Below are 22,047 nucleotides of genomic sequence, written 5' to 3'. Positions count from 1 at the left end.
CGGAGTGGCCGACGGGCGGACCCGAATAATCGGGCATAGACGTCACGCTTGTCGAGGTTTAGCGCTGGGCGAGCGAGTAATCATGCAGCGCCCGCGCCGCCGGTTCGATCTCGCTGACGCGCTGCTGATGCGCCTGTACATCGAGGTCCGCCGGCAGTTCGAAGTTGTCCTGTTCGGCGCACCAGGAGATTTTCTCCAGCAGTGCGGCCTGTTCGGCGGGCAGTTCAGGCCAGTTGCCGATAGCGGCGCCACGGATATAGCCAAAGCACCATTCTTCGGCGAGGGTCAGGGTCTGGCCCTGATGCTCCGTGTCGTCGAAGCGCGCCCGGAAACCTTTGGCGTCGGTGGCCAGTTGGGCGGCGCGGGCGTTCATGTGGCGAACGCACAGTTCGAGGAACTGCTTGGCTTCTTCGGCACTTTCCCACTGCGGGTTCTGCCCGCCCCAGATCGCCGGGAACCACTCGGCGATATCCACCGGTGCCGGGCTGGACACCAGTGCGCAGAAGTAACCATCGAGTTCGGCGAGGTTCAGCACCGAGTGGTCGTCACCGTACTTGAGCAGGGTTTCTTCGATCAGGTCGAAATCGGCGGGGGCCAGAGGTTGGGTGAGCATGGGGCGTATCCTTTAAACGTCGAGCGCCGCTGCGGCAGCGGCTTAAAGCGCGAAGGATGGCGCCTGAGGCGGTTTTTATCCAGCCTTTTCCAAGGCCAGCAGCCCGTCCCGGATGAATTTTAGCAGTCCCGTTTTTGGCTGATGCGCCGTGGCTCACCCTTGTTATAGTTCGGCTCTTATTACTCGCCAGTCAGGGATCACTGCCATGTCCGAATACCAAGCCTTCGTCGTCGAGCTCATTGGCAGCGTTGCCCATGTGCAGATCAACCGCCCGGAAAAGATCAACGCCATGAACGCGGCGTTCTGGACCGAGATCATCGATATCTTCCGCTGGGTCGACGACACCGACGCCGTGCGCGTCGTGGTGCTCAGCGGTGCCGGCAAACATTTTTCGTCCGGCATCGACCTGATGATGCTGGCCTCGGTGGCCAATGATTTTGGCAAGGACGTGGGCCGTAATGCACGCCTGTTGCGGCGCAAGATCCTCGAACTGCAAGCCTCGTTCAACGCTGTCGACACCTGCCGCAAGCCGGTGCTGGCCGCGATCCAGGGCTACTGCATCGGCGGTGCCATCGACCTGATCAGCGCCTGCGACATGCGTTACGCCGCCGAGGACGCGCAGTTTTCCATCAAGGAAATCGACATCGGCATGGCGGCCGACGTCGGCACCCTGCAGCGCCTGCCGCGCATCATCGGCGATGGCATGCTGCGCGAGCTGGCCTACACCGGTCGCCAGTTCGGCGCCGAGGAAGCGCGCAGTATCGGCCTGGTCAATCGCGTGTATCCCGATCAGGAAAGCCTGTTGGCCGGCGTACTGGACATCGCCCGGGAAATCGCCGCCAAATCGCCGATTGCCGTGACCGGCACCAAGGCCATGATCAGCTACATGCGTGACCATACAGTCAATGACGGTTTGGAATACGTTGCCACCTGGAACGCGGCTATGTTGCAATCCAACGACTTGCGCGTGGCCATCGCGGCCCATATGAGCAAGCAGAAACCCGAATTCGTGGATTGACTGATATGACCCCAGGCTGGATTACCACCACACTGCTGGACAACCAAACCCCCGGCGGCTGGGCCGTCGCGCGCAGCCGCGAGGGTTTTTTACACGACACCAATGGCGCGCTGTTCCCGCGGGAATGGCTCAAGCGCCAGGACCTGGCGGTGTTCGCCGAACACGGCATCGGCCATCTTGACGGCGAGCCGGTGTACCTGCTCGAACTCAATGCCGCCAGCGACGTGCCTGGATGCAGTTGGCAAGGCCTGCGCGGCTTCATGCTGCAAGGCGATCATCGGCTGTACAAAGTGCTGGCCTATGCCGCGCAGATCGGCACCTGGGCGCGGGAACACCGTTTTTGTGGCAGTTGCGGTCAGGCCATGGTCCAGGTGCCTCGGGAGCGGGCGATGTTCTGCGAGGCTTGTGACCTGCGCAGCTACCCGCGCATCTCGCCGAGCATGATTGTGCTGGTGACCCGTGGCGACGAGATCCTGCTGGCGCGGTCGCCGCGCTTTGTCCCCGGGGTCTACAGCACGCTGGCGGGGTTTGCCGAGCCGGGTGAGTCGGCCGAAGACTGCCTGATCCGCGAAGTTCACGAAGAAGTGCAGCTGGAAGTCCGCAATATCCAGTACGTGGGCAGCCAGTGCTGGCCGTTTCCTCATTCGATGATGCTGGGCTTCCATGCCGAGTACGCCGGTGGCGATATCGTGCCCCAGGCCGATGAGATCGAGGACGCGCAGTGGTTCAACATCCACGACTTGCCGCCGTTGCCGGCGTCACGCTCGATTGCGCGTTATCTGATCGACCTCTACGTGGCCCGTCGCTTAGGCCACGCTGAACCAGTGCTGCCAGGCTAGGCGCACCGTCAGGCCGAGGACCACGGTGATAAACACCGGGCGAATGAATTTGGCGCCGCCGCTGATTGCGCTGCGTGCGCCAAAGAACGCGCCCACCATCACCGACACGCCCATGGCCAGCCCGACGATCCAGTCCACCGAACCGTTGATGATAAACACCGACAGCGCCGCCGCGTTGCTGACGAAGTTCATGCTGCGCGCCACGCCGCTGGCTTTGACCAGGTCGATGGGGTGCAGCAGCATCGTGCTCACCGTCCAGAACGCGCCGGTGCCGGGGCCGGCCACGCCGTCGTAGAAGCCCAGGCCGAAGCCTTGGGTGGCCTGCCATTTCTTCTTGATCGGTGCGTCGCCCTCCAGCGGCGCCTTGGGCGTGCCGCCGAACAACAGGTACAGGCCACAACCGAAGACGATCACCGGGAGCATCTTGTTCAGGGTTTCGGCGGGCAGGTAGTGGGCGACGATGGCGCCGGCCAGGGCGCCGATAAACGTACCGACGATGGCATGTACCCACTGGCGCGGGTGAAACAGCTTGCGTCGGTAAAAGGTGAAACCGGCGGTGGCCGAGCCGAAGGTGGAGCTGAGTTTGTTGGTGCCCAGTACCAAATGGGGCGGCATGCCGGCGGTGAGCAGGGCCGGGGTGGTGAGCAAGCCGCCACCGCCGGCGATGGCGTCGATGAAGCCGGCGATGAACGCAACGACGGCCAGGATGGCGAGGGTAGTGAGGTCTACGCTGAGTTCGAAGGGCATGGGCAGGGCTTATGGTTGGCAGGGCGCTATGCGAAAGGCGGCCATCTTACCTGCCCGGTGTACGCAAATCCAAATGTGGGAGGGAGCAAGCCTCCTCCCACATTCAAACGGTGCCGGCCTGGCTATTTGTGGGTGCCCAGCCACTCCAGCGCGGTGCGCCAGATGCAGATCCCGAGGAAGTACGCCGACATCAGCGACCACAACCCAAACGTCCACGGGTTGGTGTTCGGGTAATCCACCACCATCAAGAAGCTGCACAGCAACCAGAGCGTGGTCACCGCGATGTTGATCGGCATGAACCGCTTGACCCGGAACGGGTGCAGGAACTTCATCGGCGTCACGGTCAGCAGCGCCAGGCCAATCACCGTGAGCAACGTCACCCACGCGTCGGGCTGGATGATATACACGCAGAGGGCTACCACGTTCCAGGCGGCAGGGAAGCCGACGAAGTAGTTGTCCTTGCTTTTCATGTTCACGTTGCAGAAGCAGAACAGCGACGACACCAGGATCACCGACACCGTGAACAGGTGGGTAAAGTCCGGCAGGTCGATATAGCGGTAGATAAACAGTGCCGGGATAAACACATAGGTCAGGTAATCGATCACCAGGTCCAGCACCGAGCCGTCAAAGCTGGGCAGTACCGTGCTGACATTCACGCGGCGGGCCAGGGAACCGTCGACGCCATCGACCACCAGTGCCAGGCCCAGCCACAGCAGGCACGCCTTGGGTGAGTTCTCCAGCAAGGCCAGCGTGGCCAGGAAGGCCAACACCACTCCGGTGGCAGTGAAGCCGTGGGCGCCCCAGGCTTTCAGTCTGGCTACATGCAGGGTCGATATCACGGGCGGTTCTCCAAAGGGTGAAACGGGGCAGCCGACGCTGTGGCAGCGTCGAGTCTGGCCAGGGGATGCAGGTATCGACCGGGAAGGGGAGGATAAGGTTCACCACCCCGGTGATTGCTTAGCGTAGCAAGCGTCGGACGTTTCGGCATCAGCCTTGGCGGAACACCAAGGCTTTCAAGCCGCTTTGCCGATCGATATCCGGGAATTCCGGCGGGTTTTCCAGCCGCTCGACAAAGCGCAGGCCCGGTGCTTCGCGGGTCACGCCATCGATCAGGAAGTCCTCGCCGAACGCCGGGTCATTCATGCACGCCAGCACCGTGCCTTGTGGCGTGAGCAAATCCGGCAGGCGGCGCAGCACGCGCTGGTAATCCTTGGTCAGCAGGAAACTGCCTTTCTGGAAGGACGGCGGGTCGATGATCACCAGATCATAGGGGCCGCTGTGGATGACCTTGGCCCAGGACTTGAACAAGTCGTGGCCAAGAAAGGTAACGCGGCTCAGGTCATGCCCATTCAGGCGATGGTTGTCGCGACCCCGGCTGAGGGCGCCGCGGGCCATGTCCAGGTTCACCACATGCTCGGCGCCGCCCTCGATGGCCGCCACGGAAAACCCGCAGGTGTAGGCGAACAGGTTGAGTACCCGCAGCCCCTTGGCCTGTTCGCGCACCCAGTTGCGGCCGTAGCGCATGTCGAGAAACAGCCCGCTGTTCTGTTTTTTACCGAGGTCGATCAGGTAGCGCAGGCCGCCTTCGGTAATCGTCAGCTCATCGATCGCATCGCCCACCAGCCATTCGGTGGTGCTTTGCGGCAGGTAGCGGTGCTGCAGGGCTACCGTGTGGGCGCCGGACTGCGCCCATTCGAACTGAACCAGCAGCTGTTTCAGCGCGTCCAGGTGCGCCGCCTCCGGCTCCTTGAACAGCGCAACCAGCACCACGCCCTGCAGCCAGTCCACGGTCAGTTGCTCCAGGCCCGGCCAGCACCGGCCGCGTCCGTGGAACAGGCGCCGGGTTTCGGTCGGTGGCGTGGCCAGGGCGGTCAGCAGGTGGGCGTGCAGTGTGGCGAGGGCGTCGGGGTTCATCGTTGAGCGTCGTTCGTTGAGCGGGCGGCATTTTAAACACAATGGCGAGGTTTCGGGGGGTTGGAGCACAACGTGCTGGGAAACGTCTGATTGGCAGCGATTCATGCTCAAAATACGCTTTGGTACGCCTGATATCAGGCAAAAAATCCTCAGTCATCGACATAAACTGGAAAAAAAGCCTGGAGGTGCCCATGAACGGTTTTGCGAGCGCAGTGAATCACACCACAACGGATCAGCTCGCCGGTGATCAAATCGAGCAGGACGAGTGGCGCGACGCCCTGGCCTCGCTGGTGGCCAACGCCGGCCCCGCGCGGGCGCGGCAGATCCTCGACGTGCTGGCCCGTGAAGGCGGCGCCCCGCACATCGACTGGAAACCCCGTCACGGCACTCCGTATATCAATAGCATCAGCGTCGAGCAGCAGCCGGCGTTTCCCGGCGACCTGGCCACCGAAGAGCGCCTGGCCTCGCTGGTGCGCTGGAACGCCCTGGCCATGGTGGTGCGCGCCAACCAGGCGTATGGCGAGCTCGGCGGTCATATCGCCAGCTACGCCAGCGCGGCGGATTTGTTCGAAGTGGGCTTCAATCACTTTTTCCGTGCCCGCCACGACGGCTTTGGCGGCGACCTGGTGTTCTACCAGCCGCATTCCGCGCCGGGCATTTATGCGCGGGCGTTCCTGGAGGGGCGCATGAGCGAGCAGGACCTGGCGCACTACCGGCAGGAAATCGGCGGGGCCAAGGTCGGCGCGCGCGGTTTGTCGAGTTACCCGCACCCGTGGTTGATGCCGGACTTCTGGCAGTTTCCCACCGGCTCCATGGGCATCGGCCCGATCAGCTCGATTTTCCAGGCGCGCTTTATGCGTTACCTGCAGCACCGCGGCTTGCAGGACACCACCGAGCGCCACGTCTGGGGCGTATTCGGCGACGGCGAAATGGACGAGCCGGAAAGCATGTCGGCCCTGACCCTGGCCGCTCGCGAAGGCCTGGACAACCTGACCTGGGTGGTCAACTGCAACCTGCAACGCCTCGACGGCCCGGTGCGTGGCAATGGGCGGATCATCGATGAGCTGGAGGCGTTGTTCGGCGGCGCCGGCTGGAACGTGATCAAGCTGGTGTGGGGCTCGGACTGGGACGCCTTGCTCGCCAAGGACAGCGACGGCGCCCTGGTCAATACGCTGTCGCAGACCGTGGACGGGCAGTTCCAGACCTTCGCCGCCAAGGACGGCGCCTACAACCGCGAGCACTTCTTCGGCCAGAGCGCGTCCCTGGCCAGGCTGGTCGAGGGCATGAGCGACGAACAGATCGACCGCCTCAAGCGCGGCGGCCACGACATGGTCAAGATCCACGCCGCCTACCACGCGGCGCGGCGGGTCAAGGGCAAGCCCACGGTGATCCTGGCCCAGACCAAAAAAGGCTTCGGCATGGGCGAAGCCGGGCAGGGCAAGATGACCACCCACCAGCAGAAGAAACTCGATCGCGAGGCGCTGATCGCCTTCCGCAATCGTTTCCAGTTGCCGCTGACGGATGAGCAGACCGAGTCGTTGAGTTTCTTCAAACCGGCCGCTGACAGCCTGGAGTTGCGCTACCTGCATCAACGGCGCAACGCCCTGGGCGGCTATGTGCCCAGTCGCTGCCAGGCCGCCGCGCCGGTCAGTGTGCCGCCTCTGGCCGGTTACGCCGGCTTCGCCACGGCTGCCGCGGGTAAGGAGATGTCCACCACCATGGCCTTCGTGCGTATGCTCACCAACTTGCTCAAGGACAAGCACCTGGGGCCACGCATCGTGCCGATCGTCGCCGACGAGGCGCGTACCTTCGGCATGGCCAACCTGTTCAAGCAGATCGGCATCTACTCCAGCGTCGGCCAACGCTACGAGCCGGAAGATATCGGCTCGATCCTCAGCTACCGCGAAGCCACTGACGGGCAGATCCTCGAAGAGGGCATCAGCGAAGCCAGCGCCATCAGCTCCTGGGTCGCGGCGGCCACCAGCTATTCGGTGCATGGCCTGCGCATGTTGCCGTTCTACATCTATTACTCGATGTTCGGCTTTCAGCGCGTGGGCGACCTGATCTGGGCCGCCGCCGACCAGCGCGCCCGTGGCTTCCTGCTGGGCGCCACCGCCGGCCGCACCACCCTCGGCGGCGAGGGCCTGCAGCATCAGGACGGCAGCAGCCACCTGAGCGCCGCCAGCGTCCCCAACTGCCGTGCCTACGACCCGGCGTTTCCCGGGGAGTTTGCGGTGATCCTCGACCACGGCATGCGCCAGATGCTGGAGCATGATGTCGACGAGTTCTACTACGTGACCCTGATGAACGAAAACTACCCGCAGCCGAGCCTGCCCGAGGGGGTGGAAGCGGCGATCATCAAAGGTATGTACCGCTTGCAGGGCGCGCCTGACGCCCAGGTGCGCCTGCTCGGTTCGGGTACGCTGGTGCGTGAAGCCCAGGCGGCTGCGCAGCTATTGGCGGACGATTGGCAGGTGGCGAGTGAGGTCTACAGCGTGACCAGCTTCAGCGAACTGGCACGGCAGGCGCGGGAGGTGGAGCGTTGGAATCGCTTGCATCCGCAGGCGATCCAGCGCGTCAGTCATGTGAATGATTGCTTGCCCAAGGGCGCCCCGGTGGTTGCGGTGTCGGACTACGTGCGGGCGGTGCCGCAGATGATTGCTTCGTACCTGGATTCCCCCTACACCGTGCTCGGCACCGACGGTTTCGGGCGCAGCGATACACGGGCGGCGTTGCGGGATTTTTTTGAGGTGGATCGCCATCACCTCGTGCTGGCCGCGCTGACGGCATTGGCGGAGCAGGGCAGTCTGGATCGGCAGGTATGCCAGCAGGCGATTGAACGCTATGGCCTCCAGGCGGAGCGTGCAGCGTCCTGGACCTAAATGTGGGAGGGGGCTTGCCCCCGATTGCGCCGGGTCAGTGACATATAAGCTGACTGACACACTGCTATCGGGAGCAAGCCCCCTCCCACATTTAGAGCGTGGCGATCAGGGCTGGCCCAAAGGCCTCTTTCAAGAACACGGGGGCGATATACCGCTGGTAATGCGCCTCGGACAGCAGGAAAAACTCGCGATCAATCCCATCGCGCAAATCCGCCAGGCTGTGCTCGCGAAACTCCGGCAGCAACACCAGGCCATATGCATCCAGCCTGGTAATCACCCGCGCACCCCGGGCAATCAACTGGTAGGCCCAGCAATACGGCGACTGATGCGGCATAAAGCGAATCTTGCGGCTTTCCAGTTGCTGGCGCAGGCGTTGTGGGTCGAACACGTCCAGCTTGGAGGCCATCACCTGCACCAGCAGTTGCTCAAGGCGCAGCCACACCGCCTGTTTTTCCTCGGCGTTGTAGCCATTCCACTGGATGACTTCATGGTGATAACGCTTGCACCCGCGGCAGACCAGGTCACCGTAAACGGTGGAGCACAGGCCGACGCAGGGGGTCTTGATGGTTTGATTGGGCATAAAAAAACATCGACAGGTGAAACAACACGGCCCCTGAAGGGGCCGTTTTTTCAATCAATCCCAGCTCAACGCACCGCCAGTCTGGTACTCGATCACACGGGTCTCAAAGAAATTCTTCTCTTTCTTCAAGTCCATGATCTCGCTCATCCATGGGAACGGGTTAGTCGTCCCTGGATACTCTTCCTTCAAGCCGATCTGTGACAGACGACGGTTAGCGATGAACTTGAGGTAGTCCTCCATCATCGCCGCGTTCATGCCGAGTACACCGCGTGGCATGGTGTCGCGCGCGTATTCGATCTCCAGTTGGGTCCCTTGCAGGATCATCTGGGTCGCTTCTTCCTTCATCTCGGCGTCCCACAGGTGTGGGTTTTCGATTTTGATCTGGTTGATCACGTCGATGCCGAAGTTCAGGTGCATCGACTCGTCGCGCAGGATGTACTGGAACTGCTCGGCCACGCCGGTCATTTTGTTGCGGCGGCCCATGGAGAGGATCTGGGTGAAGCCGCAATAGAAGAAGATGCCTTCCAGTACGCAGTAGTAGGCCACCAGGTTGCGCAACAATTCTTTGTCGGTGTCGACGGTGCCGGTTTCGAATTTCGGGTCGGAGATGGAGCGCGTGTATTTCAGGCCCCAGGCGGCTTTTTTCGCGACCGATGGGATCTCGTGGTACATGTTGAAGATCTCGCCTTCATCCATGGCCAGCGATTCGATGCAGTACTGGTAGGCGTGGGTGTGGATCGCCTCTTCGAAGGCCTGGCGCAGGATGTACTGGCGGCACTCCGGGTTGGTGATCAGGCGGTACACGGCCAGGACCAGGTTGTTGGCGACCAGCGAGTCGGCGGTGGAGAAGAAGCCGAGGTTGCGCATGACGATGCGGCGTTCGTCGTCGGTCAGGCCTTCGGGGTTTTTCCACAGCGCGATGTCGGCGGTCATGTTGACCTCTTGCGGCATCCAGTGGTTGGCGCAGCCGTCGAGGTATTTCTGCCAGGCCCAGTCGTACTTGAAGGGCACGAGTTGGTTGAGGTCGGCGCGGCAGTTGATCATGCGCTTTTCGTCGACAGCGACGCGGGCGGAGGCGCCTTCGAGTTCGGCGAGGCCTTCGGCGATGTCGAGTTTGTCGAGGGCAGCCTTGGCGCGGATGATCGCGGCGGAGTCGTTGGCGGTGACGGCGCGGGCTTCGATGGCGGCAGCGGCGCCGGCACCGTCGAGGCGGTCCATGTTGGCTTCGGTGGCGTGGCCGGCGTTGGCGCCTCTGATCACCGCTGCACCGGTGTCTTCGTTGTCGACTTCATCCCAACTCAGCATTGAAATACTCCTTCCTGGTCTGTGCTGACGGTGTGTGAACCCGTCCAAAAATAAGTGATTTGCAGGCTTCAAGGCATTGAAATACTGCGCATAGTGTGGTCAGCGTTTTACGAGTTCGCACACTATGTAGTGGTTGTTTGTTGGCGTGGGCACACTATATGGGGTGTGATCAGCATGGTCAACGGACAACGTGTGCGGTTTTAGGTCGCTGCCAGGCACACCTGTGGTGGCAAAGCCTGGGTTCACTGGCCTTTGATGCCCGTATGAACGCCCCGTTGAAAAGAACGTGGTGTCTCGCCGCGATATTAATTAGAATTAATCTCATTTGAGACTCAATCGCGCTGCGCAGGTTGCTTGCCATGAATGATGCTGTTGTCCCTTCGCACGCCGCCGAACCGACGTTGTCGAGCCTGTATCGCGACCATCGCAGTTGGTTGGAAAGCTGGCTGCGGCGGCGCCTGGGCAATGCCTGGGATGCGGCTGACCTGAGCCAGGACACTTTCGTGCGGGTGCTCGCCAGTGCCCAGCCGCTCGCGCAGATGCAGGAACCGCGGGCCTATCTGGTGACGGTGGGCAAGCGCCTGCTGGTTAATTTTCATCAGCGACGCAGCCTTGAGCAGGCTTATCTGACGGCTCTTGGCAACCTGCCGCCAGCCTGCGTGCCATCTCCCGAGCAGCGCTGGCTGGTGTTGGAAACCCTGCAAGCCCTGGATGAATTGCTCGACGGCTTGCCTGCACTGGTGCGCCGGGCGTTTCTTTGGAGTCAGCTGGAGGGCCTGGGCTATCGAGAGATTGCCGAGCGGCTTGAGGTGTCGGAGCGCACGGTCAAGCGTTACATGGCGCAAGCCTATGAACATTGCCTGCTGGTGGACCTGTGAACCGTGAGGTTGCGCGAGCGGCCGCGCAATGGCTGGCGCTGCTGGAATCGGGGGCGGCCACTGAACGCGATCATGCCGCGTTGCAGCACTGGCGCGACAGTCATCCGCAGCACGAACACACCTGGCAGAAAGCCCAGGCCCTGCGCCAGCGCTTCAGCGCGCTGCCCCAGGCGTTGGCGATGGCCAGCCTCGACCGCCCGCAAGTGGGGCGGCGGGCGTTGCTCAAGCGTGCGTTGGGCGTGGCGGCGTTGGTGCCGACGGCCTGGTTGATCAGTCGCCAGTTACCTATAGATAGTTGGCGCGCCGACCTGCACACCGCCACCGGCGAGCGCAGGCGCCTGCCGTTGGCCGAGGGCGGCAGCCTGCAACTGAATACCGCCACGGCCGTGGATGTGGACCCGGCGCAACGGCGCATCACGCTGGTGGACGGCGAACTGGCGCTGAACGTGCCGGGCGCACACGCGATGACGCTACGCACGCGCTACGGCGAGGTACGGGTCAGTCAGGCCGAGGTGTGCGTGCGCGAACTGGCTGCCGGCTGCCGGGTGTCGGTGCTCAAGGGCCGCGTGCAGGTGCGCGACGTGAACGGGCAACTGGCGACGTTGCAGGACGGCCAGCAAGCGCCATTGAGCGCCGGCGGGCTCGGTGCGTGGGTGCCGTTCGATGTGCTGCAACTGGGCTGGCGCGACGGCGTGCTGACTGCACAGAACCAGGCGCTGGGGGATTTTCTGCGTGAGCTGGCGCGCTATCGCCCAGGGGTGTTGCGCTGGGCGCCGAACCTGGAGACGTTGCGGGTGACGGGCAGTTTTCGCCTGGATGACACCGACCGCATCCTCAGCCTGCTGGCCTCGAGTCTAGGGTTCGAGGTGCAGGCGCGGACGCGGTATTGGGTCACACTCACTTGAAGACACTGGCGATCAAAAATGTGGCAGTTGTTTTGTTTCGTTTCGACGGAAGGTTTCAGACACTGGGGCCCAGCAGGCTGACGGCTTCGCGTGGTTGCAAGGCCAGCCCACGCATGTTTACGTGGTTTCGAGCGGAGAAGGCTGTAGCGGGGAGGGCAAGCTGTTGATCGACTGTTGGCGGTGAAACAGTCTTGATATACCCGCATGGAATAAACAAATAGTTATATATTCCTTTTAATGTTTTTGTGGGTGGCGCACTTTGAGGCTCTGCACATTCGTGCAGATCGACCTGACAGCCAAAAGGAAAGCCGACATGACCATTAAAGCGATCAACGTGCGTAATCAGTTCAAGGGCGTGATCAAGGAGATTCTGCTGGGGGAAGTGGTGTCGGAAATCGACGTGCAGACCGCGTCCGGCATCGTTACTTCAGTGATCACCACGCGCTCGGTGCGTGACCTGGAGTTGAAGGTGGGCAGTGAAGTGATTGCCTTTGTGAAATCGACTGAAGTTTCCATCGCCAAACTCTAAAGACTTGCGTAATTCACTGTAGGCGCCCGCTTGCTGGCGATGGCGGCGCTGTTGACGCCGAGGCTCTGGTCGCCGGCGTTCTGGCTGGCAACTACGCCGCAGAGGGACTCGAAGTCCTGGCTGAGTCGAACCTGTCGGAGTATTCAAAGGGTGCATGGTTTTTATGAGCGTTGGTGCAGGGTATAAAATGAGATAAATGCCTGGAACTTAGTGAGGGGGCGCTGCAGGTAGTCAAACAGTTTGGGAGTGTCGTTGTGGGTTTCGACCTTCTTACTGTTGGCGCTGTTTTTGAGCCGCGTATGGAGCTGCGTACCGATCTTGGGTGGAAGGGGGCAAGGGCATTGGTCGCGCGTATTCTTTAGTGTTTGAGTTTCAGGCGTGCAGTCGAAATATATTGTTATCAAACGATAATGACGGTAAATAGATAAGTCTGACAGTTGAATGCTTTTTGCTTTGCTAGTGTTTTCCGATCAAGGCATTCATCTATACAGGGAACTTAAGTCGATAATATCATACTAACGACCCCCTATAAAGAAGATGGAGCGGACAAAGTAGCCCGATACGCGGGGCACGTCGTTAACTTCAAGACGAATACGATCTCGATAAAAACCCAGGAATCGAATACGGAAGGGCTGAAGAAAATCGCGCATTTCCAGTCTTTTTCCAATGTGACTACGGTTGAACGAGGGCAAAGTTTTATCCAGGGTAATGATGAGAACCATATGTTCACGCTCAACGGTCAACTCTGGCTGGCGTGTTTCGCCCACCGGTGATTTATCCGTTGATACGAGCGGCGATACGCCGTGGAATAGCCGCGCACTTGTCTTCAACAATGCCTTTTCCAGCGATACGGAGGATGATCGGGCACGACCAATGTTCATCACCAACGACGGTGTGACTATGGTGATAAATGCGCCACGCCAAGCGGTCTCATCCATCCGGACTGTGCAGGTGAGCAGCATGAAGGTTGAAACTGGTAATCCTCAAACCTGACGCACGCCCAAGGGTGGGCCAACACCATCGAACGACTGGCTCCGGGAAGGGGCCAGTCAGTTTTAACGGGTGAGCAAGCTGCGTTCCATCCGCTGCAGACCCTCTTCCAGCAACGCCCGCGGGCAGCCGAAGTTCAGGCGCACGAACTGCTGGCAGTCATCGCCGAATTCGATCCCCGCGCTCAAACCGACCTTGGCCTGTTCCAGGAAGAACTGTTGCGGGTCGTCCAGGCCTAGGGCGCTGCAATCCAGCCACGCCAGAAAGGTGCCTTGAGGCGCATGCATGACCACGCCGGGCAGGCGGGTTTTTACCGCGTCGAGCAGGTAGTCGCGGTTGGCCTGCAAGTACTGCAGCAACGCCTCGAGCCAGTCGCTGCATTGGCTGTAGGCCGCGCGGGTGGCTTCCAGGCCCAGGGGGCTGACGCTGTCGACCATGCCGCAACGCGCCTGGTTGAAGCGCTCGCGCATCTCGGCGTTTTGCACTACGGCAAAACAGGTCTTCAGGCCGGCCACGTTGTAGGCCTTGCTCGCGGACATCAGCGTGATGGTGCGCTGGGCGATTTCCGGGCTGAGGCTGGCGGTGGGGATGTGGCGACGGCCGTCGAAGCACAGCTCGGCGTGGATTTCATCGCTGATGATCAGCGCGCCCTGTTCCAGGCAGGCATTGGCCACTGCGAGCAGTTCTTCGCGGGGGAAGACTTTGCCCACCGGGTTGTGCGGGTTGCTCAGCAATAATGCGCCGGCCCCTGTCAGCGCCTGGCGCAGCAGCGGCATCGGCGTGATGTACTGCGCGTTGACCAGCTTGAACGGCACCTCGATGCGCGGCAGGTTCCAGTTTCCGGGCGCCAGGCGAATCGGCCGATAGTTGGGGGTTTGCAGCACCACCGCTTGACCGGGCTGCACGAAGGCATGCAGCGCCATATTGAAACCGGGTTCTACCCCGGGCAGAAACAGCAATTCGTCCGGTTGCACGCGCCAGGCGTATTTGGCCCACAGGTCGGCAACGATGGCCGCGCGCACGTCCGGGCCGGCCACGCTGTAGCCGAGAATCTGCTGGTCGAGACGCTGGTGCAGGGCTTGAAGCACGGCGGGTGGCGCGGCGATGTCCATGTCGGCGATCCACATCGGCAACACGTCGGGCGGGTAACGGTTCCACTTGGTGCTGCCGGTGCCGAGGCGGGGGTGGATCGTGTCGAAATCAAAGCTCATGGGGAGGCTCGTGTCGGAGAGTCAGGTGAAGAATGGCGCCGATTCTAGCGCCATTGGCCGTCGAGGCCAGCGCTGAATCGTTCCGTGACCGACAGGTTCTGTCATAAAAACGCCACTGCGCTGGGGATTGCATCCAAGTCGGGCTATTTTGGTGCATCTCAATAACCCGAGTAGCCAAGGATGAAATACCAACCCTTCAGCCGTACTTTGATTGCCACTGCGCTGGTATTGACGGTCAGCGGCGTGCAAGCCGCCTCCCAGGCCCCGGTGGCCGGTGAAAATGGCATGGTGGTAACGGCCCAGCATTTGGCCACGCATGTCGGTGTGGATGTGCTCAAGGCCGGCGGCAACGCGGTGGATGCCGCCGTGGCCGTGGGCTACGCGTTGGCAGTGGTGTACCCGGCGGCGGGTAACCTGGGCGGCGGCGGCTTCATGACCGTGCAACTGGCCGACGGGCGCAAGACCTTCCTCGACTTCCGCGAAAAAGCCCCGCTGGCCGCCACCGCCGACATGTACCTGGACAAGGCCGGCAACGTCGTCGAAGGCCTGAGCGCCAAGGGCCACCTGGCCGTCGGCGTCCCCGGCACCGTGTCCGGCATGGAGCTGGCCCTGAGCAAATACGGCACCCTCAAGCGCGCCCAGGTGATTGCCCCGGCGATCAAGCTGGCGGAAAACGGCTTCGCGCTGGAGCAGGGTGATATCGACCTGCTGCACACCGCCACCGGCGAGTTCGAAAAAGACAAGGACCTGCGCGCAATCTTCCTGCACAACGGCCAGCCGTTGCAGGTCGGCCAGAAGCTGGTGCAGAAAGACCTGGCCAAGACCCTCAAGGAAATCTCCGCCAAGGGCAGCGACGGTTTCTATAAAGGCTGGGTCGCCAAGGCGTTGGTGGATTCCAGCCAGGCCGGCAAGGGCATCATCACCCAGGCCGACCTCGACAAGTACAAGACCCGTGAACTGGCGCCCATCGAGTGCGACTACCGTGGCTACCACGTGGTTTCGGCACCACCGCCGAGCTCCGGTGGCGTGGTGATCTGCCAGATCATGAACATCCTCGAAGGCTACCCGATGGCCGACCTGGGCTACCACTCGGCCCAGGGCCTGCACTACCAGATTGAAGCCATGCGCCACGCGTATGTGGACCGCAACAGCTACCTCGGCGATCCGGACTTCGTAAAGAACCCGATCGAACACCTGCTGGACAAAAACTACGCCACGAAACTGCGGGACGCCATCGAGCCGAACAAGGCCGGCGACTCCCAGGCGATCAAACCGGGCGTAGCGCCCCATGAAGGCAACAACACCACCCACTATTCCATCGTCGACAAGTGGGGCAACGCGGTCTCGGTGACCTACACCCTCAATGACTGGTTCGGTGCCGGCGTGATGGCGAGCAAGACCGGGGTGATCCTCAACGATGAAATGGACGATTTCACCGTCAAGGTCGGCGTGCCGAACATGTACGGCCTGGTCCAGGGTGAAGCCAACGCCATCGCACCAGGCAAGGCGCCGCTGTCGTCGATGAGCCCGACCATTGTGACCAAGGATGGCAAGGCGGTGATGGTGGTCGGCACGCCGGGCGGCAGTCGCATCATTACCGCGACCTTGCTGACCATTCTCAACGTCATCGATTACAAGATGAACATCCAGGAGGCCGTCGACGCGCCGCGTTTCCACCAGCAGTGGATGCCGGACACCACTAACCTGGAGACCTTCGCGGTCAGCCCGGATACGCAGAAGATCCTTGAGAGCTGGGGCCACAAGTTTGCCGGGCCACAGGATGCCAACCACTTGGCGGCGATCCTGGTGGGCGCGCCGTCCCTGGACGGCAAGCCGGTCGGCAACAACCGTTTCTATGGGGCCAACGACCCGCGTCGCAATACCGGCCTGTCCCTGGGCTACTAAGCGCCGCAACTCACTGTAGGAGCGAGCTTGCTCGCGAAGAGCGTCAACGATAACGCGGGCATTCTGGATTAACGCGGTGTTCTTGCGTTTTTCGCGAGCAAGCTCGCTCCTACAGGAGTTGGTTGACGGCTGCGAAGGCTTTGGCGCGGCGTTCTTCCCAATTTCCCCTGATCACCACCAGGGCCTGTCGATGCTGCTGCATCCAATCCAGGCTGTGCTGGAAAAACGCCTGGCGGTCGGCCAGTTCCGGCTGGCAACGCTGGCCGTCGGCGGTCCATTCCACGTCGTCGGGGGACAGCAGCAGGTGCAGGTCGTAGTGGCGGGCCAGCAGTTCGTCGTCAAGCCATGTCGGATAGTCGCCGAACAGGGTCTGGCTCCAGAGTCTGTTGGTCAGCAGGTGCGTGTCGAGGATCAACAGCGCAGGGCGCTCGGCGCGGGCGGCATCTTCCCAGGCCAGTTGTCCACGGGCGATGGCCGGGATGTCGGCCAGCGTGGTGTCGCGCTGATGGTGGTCGATGAAGTGCCGCACGTACTCGCCCACCATCAGCCCGCCGAACTGCGTTTGCAACTGCGCGGCCAACCAGCTTTTACCGCTGGATTCGGGGCCGGCCAGGACCACCACCTTCATGCGCGCAACGCCGCGTCGGCACGCCATTCGCGCCAGCCTTGCACGGCGATCGCGGTGAACAGCGCATAGAGCGCGGCGGTGAGGTAGAGGCCTTTATAGAGGAACAGCCCGACGAAAATCACATCCACGACAATCCACAATGGCCAGCACTGCACGCGCTTTTGCGCCATCCACATCTGCGCCACCAGGCTGAAGCCGGTGAGGGCGGCGTCGAGCCAGGGTTGGGCGGCGTCGGTCCAGTGGGCCATGGCGGCGCCGAGCAACAGGCTGCCGACCGCGCCGATAGCCAGGCTGGTAAGGATCGCGGACCAGCCCAGGCTGGTGACCTGGCGACCTGGCTTGATGTCCCCGGCGCGTCGGGTCCACTGCCACCAGCCGTAGACTTGCAGGGCGGCGTAGACCACCTGCAACAGCATGTCGGAATAGAGTTTCACGTCGTAGAACACCCAAGTGTAGAGCAGCACCATCACCAGGCCGATGGGCCAGCACCAGGGGTTTTGTTTGACCGTCAGCCAGACAGCGATCACCCCCAGCGCGGCGGCGAACAGTTCAAGCCCGGACATGGTGGTTCCTTGGGAGAGAGGGAAAGGGCGGGGATTGTAACCAATCTTCAAAACACAGGAAGGCAAATGTGGGAGGGAGCTTGCCCCCTCCCACAGTTTGAGTGGCGTCAGACTTTGAATTGACGCAGCAGGCCGTCGAGCTGCTCGCTCAACCCGCGCAAGTGTGCGCTGGCCACGCTGGACTGTTCGGCCGCCACTGCCGTGTTGTGGGACAACCCGGCGGCTTGGGTCACGTTCTGGTTGATGTCCTCGACCACGTGGGCCTGTTGCAGGGTGGCGCTGGCGATCGAGGCATTCAGGCCATTGAGGTTGCGCAGGGCCTGGCCGATGGCGGTGAGGCTGGCCCCGGCCTGGCCGGCCTGTTCGATGGTCAGTTGCGACGCGCTGTGGCTGTCGCTGATGACCTTGACCGCCGCTTCCGAGTGACCTTGCAGACGCTCGATCATGACCTGGATTTCAGCAGTGGATTTCTGCGTGCGTTGGGCCAGCAGCCGCACTTCGTCCGCCACCACCGCAAACCCGCGGCCTTGCTCGCCGGCACGCGCGGCTTCGATGGCGGCGTTGAGGGCGAGCAGGTTGGTCTGGTCAGCGATGGAGCGGATCACTTCGAGCACGCCACCGATCTGCGTGCTTTCGCTCGACAGGGTGCGAATCACTTCCACGGCCTGGCTGATGGTGGTGGACAGTTGGTCGATCTGCTGCAAGCTGCTGTCGATGTTCACTTGGCCTTGCTCGGCCTGGGCTTGGGCATCGCGCATTTCGCTGGCGGCATGCTCGGCGTTCTTGGCCACGTCCTGCACGCCGTAGGTGACTTCATTGACCGCGGTGGCCACCAGTTCCATCTGTTGCGACTGTTGCTGGCTGCGGTCGTGGGCCTGGCTGGCGTTGTTGCCCAGCTCCGTGGACGACTGGCCCAGCGCATTGGCGCACATCTGCAACTGGCCGACGACGTGGCGCAGCTTGGCGGTGAAGCTGTTGAAGTGCTGGGACAGTTGAGTGACTTCGTCGCGGCCATGGGTGTCGAGGCTGCGCGTCAGGTCGCTCTCGCCGCTGGCGATACTGGCCATGGCATTCACGGCGGCCTGCAGCGGGCGCACGATGCTGCGCACAATCAACGAGACCAGCAGGGCCATGACCACGGCGATGCCCAGGCCGACACCCGAGGCTTTCCACACTTGCGCGTTGAATTCGGCTTGCACGTCATCCACATACACGCCGGAGCCGATGATCCAGCCCCACGGTTCGAACAACTGGATATACGAGGTTTTTTCTATCGGCGTATCGGCACCCGGCTTCGGCCAACGGTAATTGACGATACCGGCACCCTTGGCCTTGGCCAGGCTCACGAACTCGTTGAATATCGCAAAGCCGTCCGGGTCGCGAATCGACGAGAGGTTCTGGCCATCGAGCTTGGGGTTGGCCGGGTGCATGATCATCACCGGCGTCAGGTCGTTGATCCAGAAATATTCGTCTTTGTTATAGCGCAGGCCGCGCACCGCGCTCAGGGCTTGTTTTTGTGCCGCTTCACGGGGCATGACGCCGCTGGTTTCGAGGCTGTGATAAAACGTCAGGATTCCACTGGCGGTCTGTACGACGTGTCGGGTCTGCAGGCTTTTGGCTTCATAGAGGTCGTCATGGATCTGTTTGAGCATCAGCAAACCCAGGGCCAACAGCATCAACACGGCAACTACCAGGATCAACCAGAGACGGCGGCTGATCGACATATTGCGTAAACTGTTCATCGTCCTGTCACTCCGTACTTTTTATAATTGTCGGCGCTGCATCGACTTTTAAGCCTTGTCTGATAGGCTTTCGGCCTGAAATCGAAAAACCTGAGTACTGCCTGATTTTTCACGGAATTTTTGCAGACCGGCGTTGATTATCAGCACCGGGCCTTTTTGTGCGCTCGTCGTCAGTGAACCATTAAAAAGACTAACGAGGCTTGTCTTAGAACAAGACCTTTGGGGGACGTATGGATTTGTGGACCGCCGCACAGGCGTTGATACTCGGCGTGGTAGAAGGGCTGACGGAGTTTTTGCCGATCTCCAGTACCGGCCACCAGATTATCGTCGCCGATTTGCTTAACTTTGGTGGCGAACGCGCCATGGCGTTCAACATCATCATTCAGCTCGGCGCGATTCTGGCGGTGGTCTGGGAGTTTCGCCGCAAGATCCTCGACGTGGTGACCGGTTTGCCGACCCAGCGCAATGCGCAGCGCTTTACCGTCAACCTGCTGATCGCATTCCTGCCGGCCGTGGTGCTGGGGGTGATTTTCGCTGACCTGATTCACCATTACCTGTTCAACCCGATCACCGTCGCCACGGCGTTGGTGGTGGGCGGCATCGTGATGTTGTGGGCCGAGCGGCGCGAGCATGAAGTGCATGCCGAGAGCGTCGATGAGATCAGCTGGAAGGACGCGCTCAAGGTCGGTTTTGCCCAGTGCCTGGCGATGATCCCGGGCACCTCGCGCTCGGGCTCGACCATTATCGGCGGCCTGCTGTTCGGCCTGTCGCGCAAGGCTGCCACCGAGTTTTCGTTCTTCCTGGCCATGCCGACCATGGTCGGTGCGGCGGTGTATTCGGGCTACAAGTACCGCGACCTGTTCCAGCCGGCTGACCTGCCGGTGTTCGCCATCGGGTTTGTCACCTCGTTCATCTTCGCGATGATTGCGGTCAAGGGCCTGCTCAAGTTCATCGCCAGCCATAGCTATGCGGCATTTGCCTGGTATCGGATTGCATTCGGCTTGCTGATCCTGGCGACCTGGCAGTTCGGCTGGATCGATTGGTCTGCGGCCAAGGCATGATGATTCAGCACCCACGCCTGAAGGCGCTGATCTTTGCGCTGTTGTGCGCGGCGCCGTTATTGGGCTCGGTATTGGTGTGGCATCGCGGCGAGACCGTGCTGCCGCTGGCGGCCTATGGCGTGGTCAGCGTGATTGCGTTTTTGCTGTACTGGAGCGACAAGCACAAGGCGCGCACCGACGCTCGGCGCATTCCCGAAAACATCCTGCACGCCGTCGAGTTGGCGGGCGGATGGCCGGGTGCGCTGATTGCCCAGCAGGTGTTCCGGCACAAGACGCGCAAGGTCTCGTATCAGGTGCTGTTCTGGGCAATCGTGCTGTTGCATCAGGTGTTCTGGCTTGACCAGTTGTTCCTCAGCGGCACGCTGGGGTCAGTCCTCTAGCAACAACCCGACCTGCGTGCGCTTGGGCAACTTGCTCACCACCAACTGGTGAGAGCGCTGCAACAGGCCACGCAACTCCTCGGTGCCCAGCGGGTAGGGCGTGTTCATGATGATCCACTGCGCGCGCGCCAGGTACGGCGCCGGGTGGATGCCCGGGCGGTCCACATGGCCGAGGAACAGTTCCTTGTCGACCTTGAACGCCAACGAGTCACCCCGCAGGTTCTGCAAGGCGAACATCTTGTTGCCGGCAATCGAAAACACTCGCACGCCACCCCATTTATAGTCTTCCCGCGCGCCGGGCAGGCTCAGGCAGAAGTGCGCGACTTGTTCTTCGGTCATGCTCATAACAGGCGGTCTCCACAGCTTTTAAAACCTTCTTCCAGGTAATCGATCCACGCACGAATCGCCGGCAGCACGCCACGGCGATGCGGGTACACGGCCTGCAACCAGCCGCCCGGCAGCGACCATTGCGGCAGCAGTTGCACCAGTTGGCCGCTGGCCAGTTCTTCTTCGCAATACATCATCGGCAGCACGGTGAAGCCCAGGCCCTTGAGTGCGCTGGCTTTGCGCACGATGAAATCATCGATGCCCAGGCGGGCTTCCATCACCAGGTCTTCGGCGTTGCCTTGGGGGTCGAGCAGGCGCAGGTGGACCATGCGGTCGGCTTCCAGGGCGCCGAGCACCGGCAATTGTTTGAGGTCGTCGAGGTTGTCGACCTGTCGGCCGCGCATGAAGTCCGGGCTGGCGACCAGCAGCGTTTGGGCCTGGCGCAGGCGCTTGGTGACCAGCAGCGGGTCTTCATCGCCGAGCTCGCGCACCCGCAACGCCACGTCAATGCCTTCGGCCACCAGGTCGACGCGGCGGTTGACCAGGGTCATTTCCAGCTGCACCTGGGGGTGGGCGGCGAGAAACCCGGCGACCAGCTCCGGCAGGATGTGCTGGGCCATGCCCACCGGGCAACTGACCCGCAGCCGCCCGCGGGGTTCGCTGGACATGCTGGCCACGGCTTCATCGGCCATTTCCGCTTCCAGCAGCATCGCCTGGCAATGGCGCAGGTAACGCTCGCCGACGGCGGTCAGGGTCAGTTGCCGGGTGGTGCGCTGCAGCAGGCGCGCGCCAAGGCGTTCTTCCAGCTCGGCGATCCGCCGCGACAGGCGTGACTTGGGAATCCCCAGCAGGCGCCCGGCCGCCGCGAAGCCGCCGGCTTCCACGACTTTGGCGAAATAGTAGAGGTCATTGAGGTCTTGCATGCTCAGCCTATTGTCCTGTCAGTAGGACGAACTATCGCATTTCAACTACCTTATCGGCTATTGGTTTCATGCGTAGGCTTAACACCATCTGATTCGCACCGCTGATC

At 61.8% G+C, this 22,047-nt stretch carries 22 protein-coding genes; 9 read left to right on the top strand and 13 right to left on the bottom strand.

What is annotated here, in order from left to right; all coding sequences use genetic code 11:
* Positions 1-58: 58 nt before the first annotated feature.
* Positions 59-613, bottom strand: a complete 555-nt coding sequence (locus tag RGV59_RS22495) for a UPF0149 family protein (RefSeq protein WP_017848461.1) — start codon at positions 611-613, stop codon at positions 59-61.
* 205 nt (positions 614-818) lie between these two features.
* On the opposite strand from RGV59_RS22495, the gene RGV59_RS22490 reads away from it, so the two are divergent.
* Together RGV59_RS22490 and nudC are read left to right on the top strand one after the other, a co-directional pair.
* Positions 819-1,631 carry a crotonase/enoyl-CoA hydratase family protein gene (locus tag RGV59_RS22490; protein ID WP_126586442.1) on the top strand — a complete coding sequence of 271 codons (813 nt, stop codon included), beginning with the start codon at positions 819-821 and terminating at the stop codon, positions 1,629-1,631.
* 5 nt (positions 1,632-1,636) lie between these two features.
* The gene (gene nudC / locus RGV59_RS22485; RefSeq protein ID WP_017848463.1) at positions 1,637-2,470 is read left to right on the top strand and encodes an NAD(+) diphosphatase; all 834 of its coding nucleotides are present in this window, start codon (positions 1,637-1,639) and stop codon (positions 2,468-2,470) included.
* Here nudC and RGV59_RS22480 read toward each other — a convergent pair.
* The 3 genes from RGV59_RS22480 to RGV59_RS22470 all read right to left on the bottom strand — a co-directional run bounded on the left by RGV59_RS22480 (position 2,438) and on the right by RGV59_RS22470 (position 5,131).
* Positions 2,438-3,217 carry a TSUP family transporter gene (locus tag RGV59_RS22480; RefSeq protein ID WP_126586440.1) on the bottom strand — a complete coding sequence of 260 codons (780 nt, stop codon included), beginning with the start codon at positions 3,215-3,217 and terminating at the stop codon, positions 2,438-2,440. The two genes, nudC and RGV59_RS22480, sit on opposite strands and share 33 nt — an antisense overlap.
* A 122-nt stretch (positions 3,218-3,339) precedes the next feature.
* Positions 3,340-4,056 (bottom strand): phosphatidylcholine synthase, encoded by a 717-nt coding sequence (gene pcsA, locus RGV59_RS22475; RefSeq protein WP_017848465.1) that lies wholly within the window; start codon positions 4,054-4,056, stop codon positions 3,340-3,342.
* Positions 4,057-4,204: 148 nt separating this feature from the next.
* Positions 4,205-5,131, bottom strand: a complete 927-nt coding sequence (locus tag RGV59_RS22470) for a class I SAM-dependent methyltransferase (protein WP_046483619.1) — start codon at positions 5,129-5,131, stop codon at positions 4,205-4,207.
* A gap of 191 nt (positions 5,132-5,322) precedes the next feature.
* On the opposite strand from RGV59_RS22470, the gene mdeB reads away from it, so the two are divergent.
* Positions 5,323-8,013 carry an alpha-ketoglutarate dehydrogenase gene (gene mdeB / locus RGV59_RS22465; RefSeq protein ID WP_126586438.1) on the top strand — a complete coding sequence of 897 codons (2,691 nt, stop codon included), beginning with the start codon at positions 5,323-5,325 and terminating at the stop codon, positions 8,011-8,013.
* A 91-nt stretch (positions 8,014-8,104) separates the two neighbouring features.
* On the opposite strand, the gene RGV59_RS22460 is transcribed toward mdeB, so the two are convergent.
* Together RGV59_RS22460 and RGV59_RS22455 are read right to left on the bottom strand one after the other, a co-directional pair.
* Entirely contained in the window at positions 8,105-8,593 is a 489-nt protein-coding gene (locus RGV59_RS22460) for a DUF1289 domain-containing protein (RefSeq protein ID WP_017848468.1), read from the bottom strand.
* A gap of 54 nt (positions 8,594-8,647) precedes the next feature.
* Positions 8,648-9,898: a ribonucleotide-diphosphate reductase subunit beta gene (locus RGV59_RS22455; protein WP_079443666.1), complete on the bottom strand. Its 1,251-nt coding sequence runs from the start codon at positions 9,896-9,898 to the stop codon at positions 8,648-8,650.
* A gap of 359 nt (positions 9,899-10,257) precedes the next feature.
* Between RGV59_RS22455 and RGV59_RS22450 the strand changes: the two genes are divergently transcribed.
* From RGV59_RS22450 to RGV59_RS22440, 3 genes are all read left to right on the top strand, one after another.
* Entirely contained in the window at positions 10,258-10,776 is a 519-nt protein-coding gene (locus RGV59_RS22450) for a sigma-70 family RNA polymerase sigma factor (protein ID WP_017847246.1), read from the top strand.
* A complete protein-coding gene (locus RGV59_RS22445) occupies positions 10,773-11,681 on the top strand; it encodes a FecR domain-containing protein (RefSeq protein ID WP_126586788.1) in 909 nt (302 codons plus the stop codon). Before RGV59_RS22450 ends, RGV59_RS22445 begins: the two co-directional genes overlap by 4 nt.
* Before the next feature lie 313 nt (positions 11,682-11,994).
* Positions 11,995-12,210, top strand: a complete 216-nt coding sequence (locus tag RGV59_RS22440) for a TOBE domain-containing protein (protein ID WP_003173733.1) — start codon at positions 11,995-11,997, stop codon at positions 12,208-12,210.
* Positions 12,211-12,725: 515 nt separating this feature from the next.
* Here the strand turns inward: RGV59_RS22440 and RGV59_RS22435 are convergent.
* Positions 12,726-13,148, bottom strand: coding sequence for a hypothetical protein (locus tag RGV59_RS22435; protein WP_126586786.1), 423 nt, complete (start codon positions 13,146-13,148; stop codon positions 12,726-12,728).
* Between the two features lie 117 nt (positions 13,149-13,265).
* On the bottom strand, positions 13,266-14,411 hold the full coding sequence (locus RGV59_RS22430; RefSeq protein WP_046383215.1) for a MalY/PatB family protein: 1,146 nt from the start codon (positions 14,409-14,411) through the stop codon (positions 13,266-13,268).
* A gap of 180 nt (positions 14,412-14,591) precedes the next feature.
* On the opposite strand from RGV59_RS22430, the gene ggt reads away from it, so the two are divergent.
* On the top strand, positions 14,592-16,316 hold the full coding sequence (gene ggt, locus RGV59_RS22425) for a gamma-glutamyltransferase (RefSeq protein WP_017847249.1): 1,725 nt from the start codon (positions 14,592-14,594) through the stop codon (positions 16,314-16,316).
* Between the two features lie 109 nt (positions 16,317-16,425).
* Here ggt and RGV59_RS22420 read toward each other — a convergent pair whose 3' ends face one another.
* From RGV59_RS22420 to RGV59_RS22410, 3 genes are all read right to left on the bottom strand, one after another.
* Entirely contained in the window at positions 16,426-16,944 is a 519-nt protein-coding gene (locus RGV59_RS22420) for an AAA family ATPase (protein ID WP_017847250.1), read from the bottom strand.
* Complete coding sequence (gene pnuC / locus RGV59_RS22415; RefSeq protein WP_017847251.1) at positions 16,941-17,507, bottom strand: nicotinamide riboside transporter PnuC; 567 nt, start codon at positions 17,505-17,507, stop codon at positions 16,941-16,943. The genes RGV59_RS22420 and pnuC overlap by 4 nt, the downstream gene beginning before the upstream one ends.
* A gap of 107 nt (positions 17,508-17,614) precedes the next feature.
* Positions 17,615-19,249, bottom strand: coding sequence for a methyl-accepting chemotaxis protein (locus RGV59_RS22410; protein WP_017847252.1), 1,635 nt, complete (start codon positions 19,247-19,249; stop codon positions 17,615-17,617).
* A 230-nt stretch (positions 19,250-19,479) separates the two neighbouring features.
* On the opposite strand from RGV59_RS22410, the gene RGV59_RS22405 reads away from it, so the two are divergent.
* Positions 19,480-20,310 (top strand): undecaprenyl-diphosphate phosphatase, encoded by an 831-nt coding sequence (locus RGV59_RS22405; protein WP_017847253.1) that lies wholly within the window; start codon positions 19,480-19,482, stop codon positions 20,308-20,310.
* Complete coding sequence (locus RGV59_RS22400; protein WP_017847254.1) at positions 20,307-20,690, top strand: DUF1294 domain-containing protein; 384 nt, start codon at positions 20,307-20,309, stop codon at positions 20,688-20,690. The genes RGV59_RS22405 and RGV59_RS22400 overlap by 4 nt, the downstream gene beginning before the upstream one ends.
* Here the strand turns inward: RGV59_RS22400 and RGV59_RS22395 are convergent.
* Positions 20,679-21,035, bottom strand: coding sequence for an MmcQ/YjbR family DNA-binding protein (locus RGV59_RS22395; protein WP_046383220.1), 357 nt, complete (start codon positions 21,033-21,035; stop codon positions 20,679-20,681). The genes RGV59_RS22400 and RGV59_RS22395 overlap by 12 nt on opposite strands.
* On the bottom strand, positions 21,032-21,940 hold the full coding sequence (locus tag RGV59_RS22390; RefSeq protein ID WP_017847256.1) for a LysR substrate-binding domain-containing protein: 909 nt from the start codon (positions 21,938-21,940) through the stop codon (positions 21,032-21,034). The genes RGV59_RS22395 and RGV59_RS22390 overlap by 4 nt, the downstream gene beginning before the upstream one ends.
* Between the last annotated feature and the right edge of the window lie 107 nt (positions 21,941-22,047).

The sequence above is a fragment of the Pseudomonas sp. FG1 genome (assembly GCF_034313875.1).
In the GTDB taxonomy this organism is placed as follows: Bacteria; Pseudomonadota; Gammaproteobacteria; order Pseudomonadales; family Pseudomonadaceae; genus Aquipseudomonas; species Aquipseudomonas veronii.
Note: the sequence above shows the minus strand (reverse complement) of the source record. Positions and strands in the feature narration are given on the sequence as shown.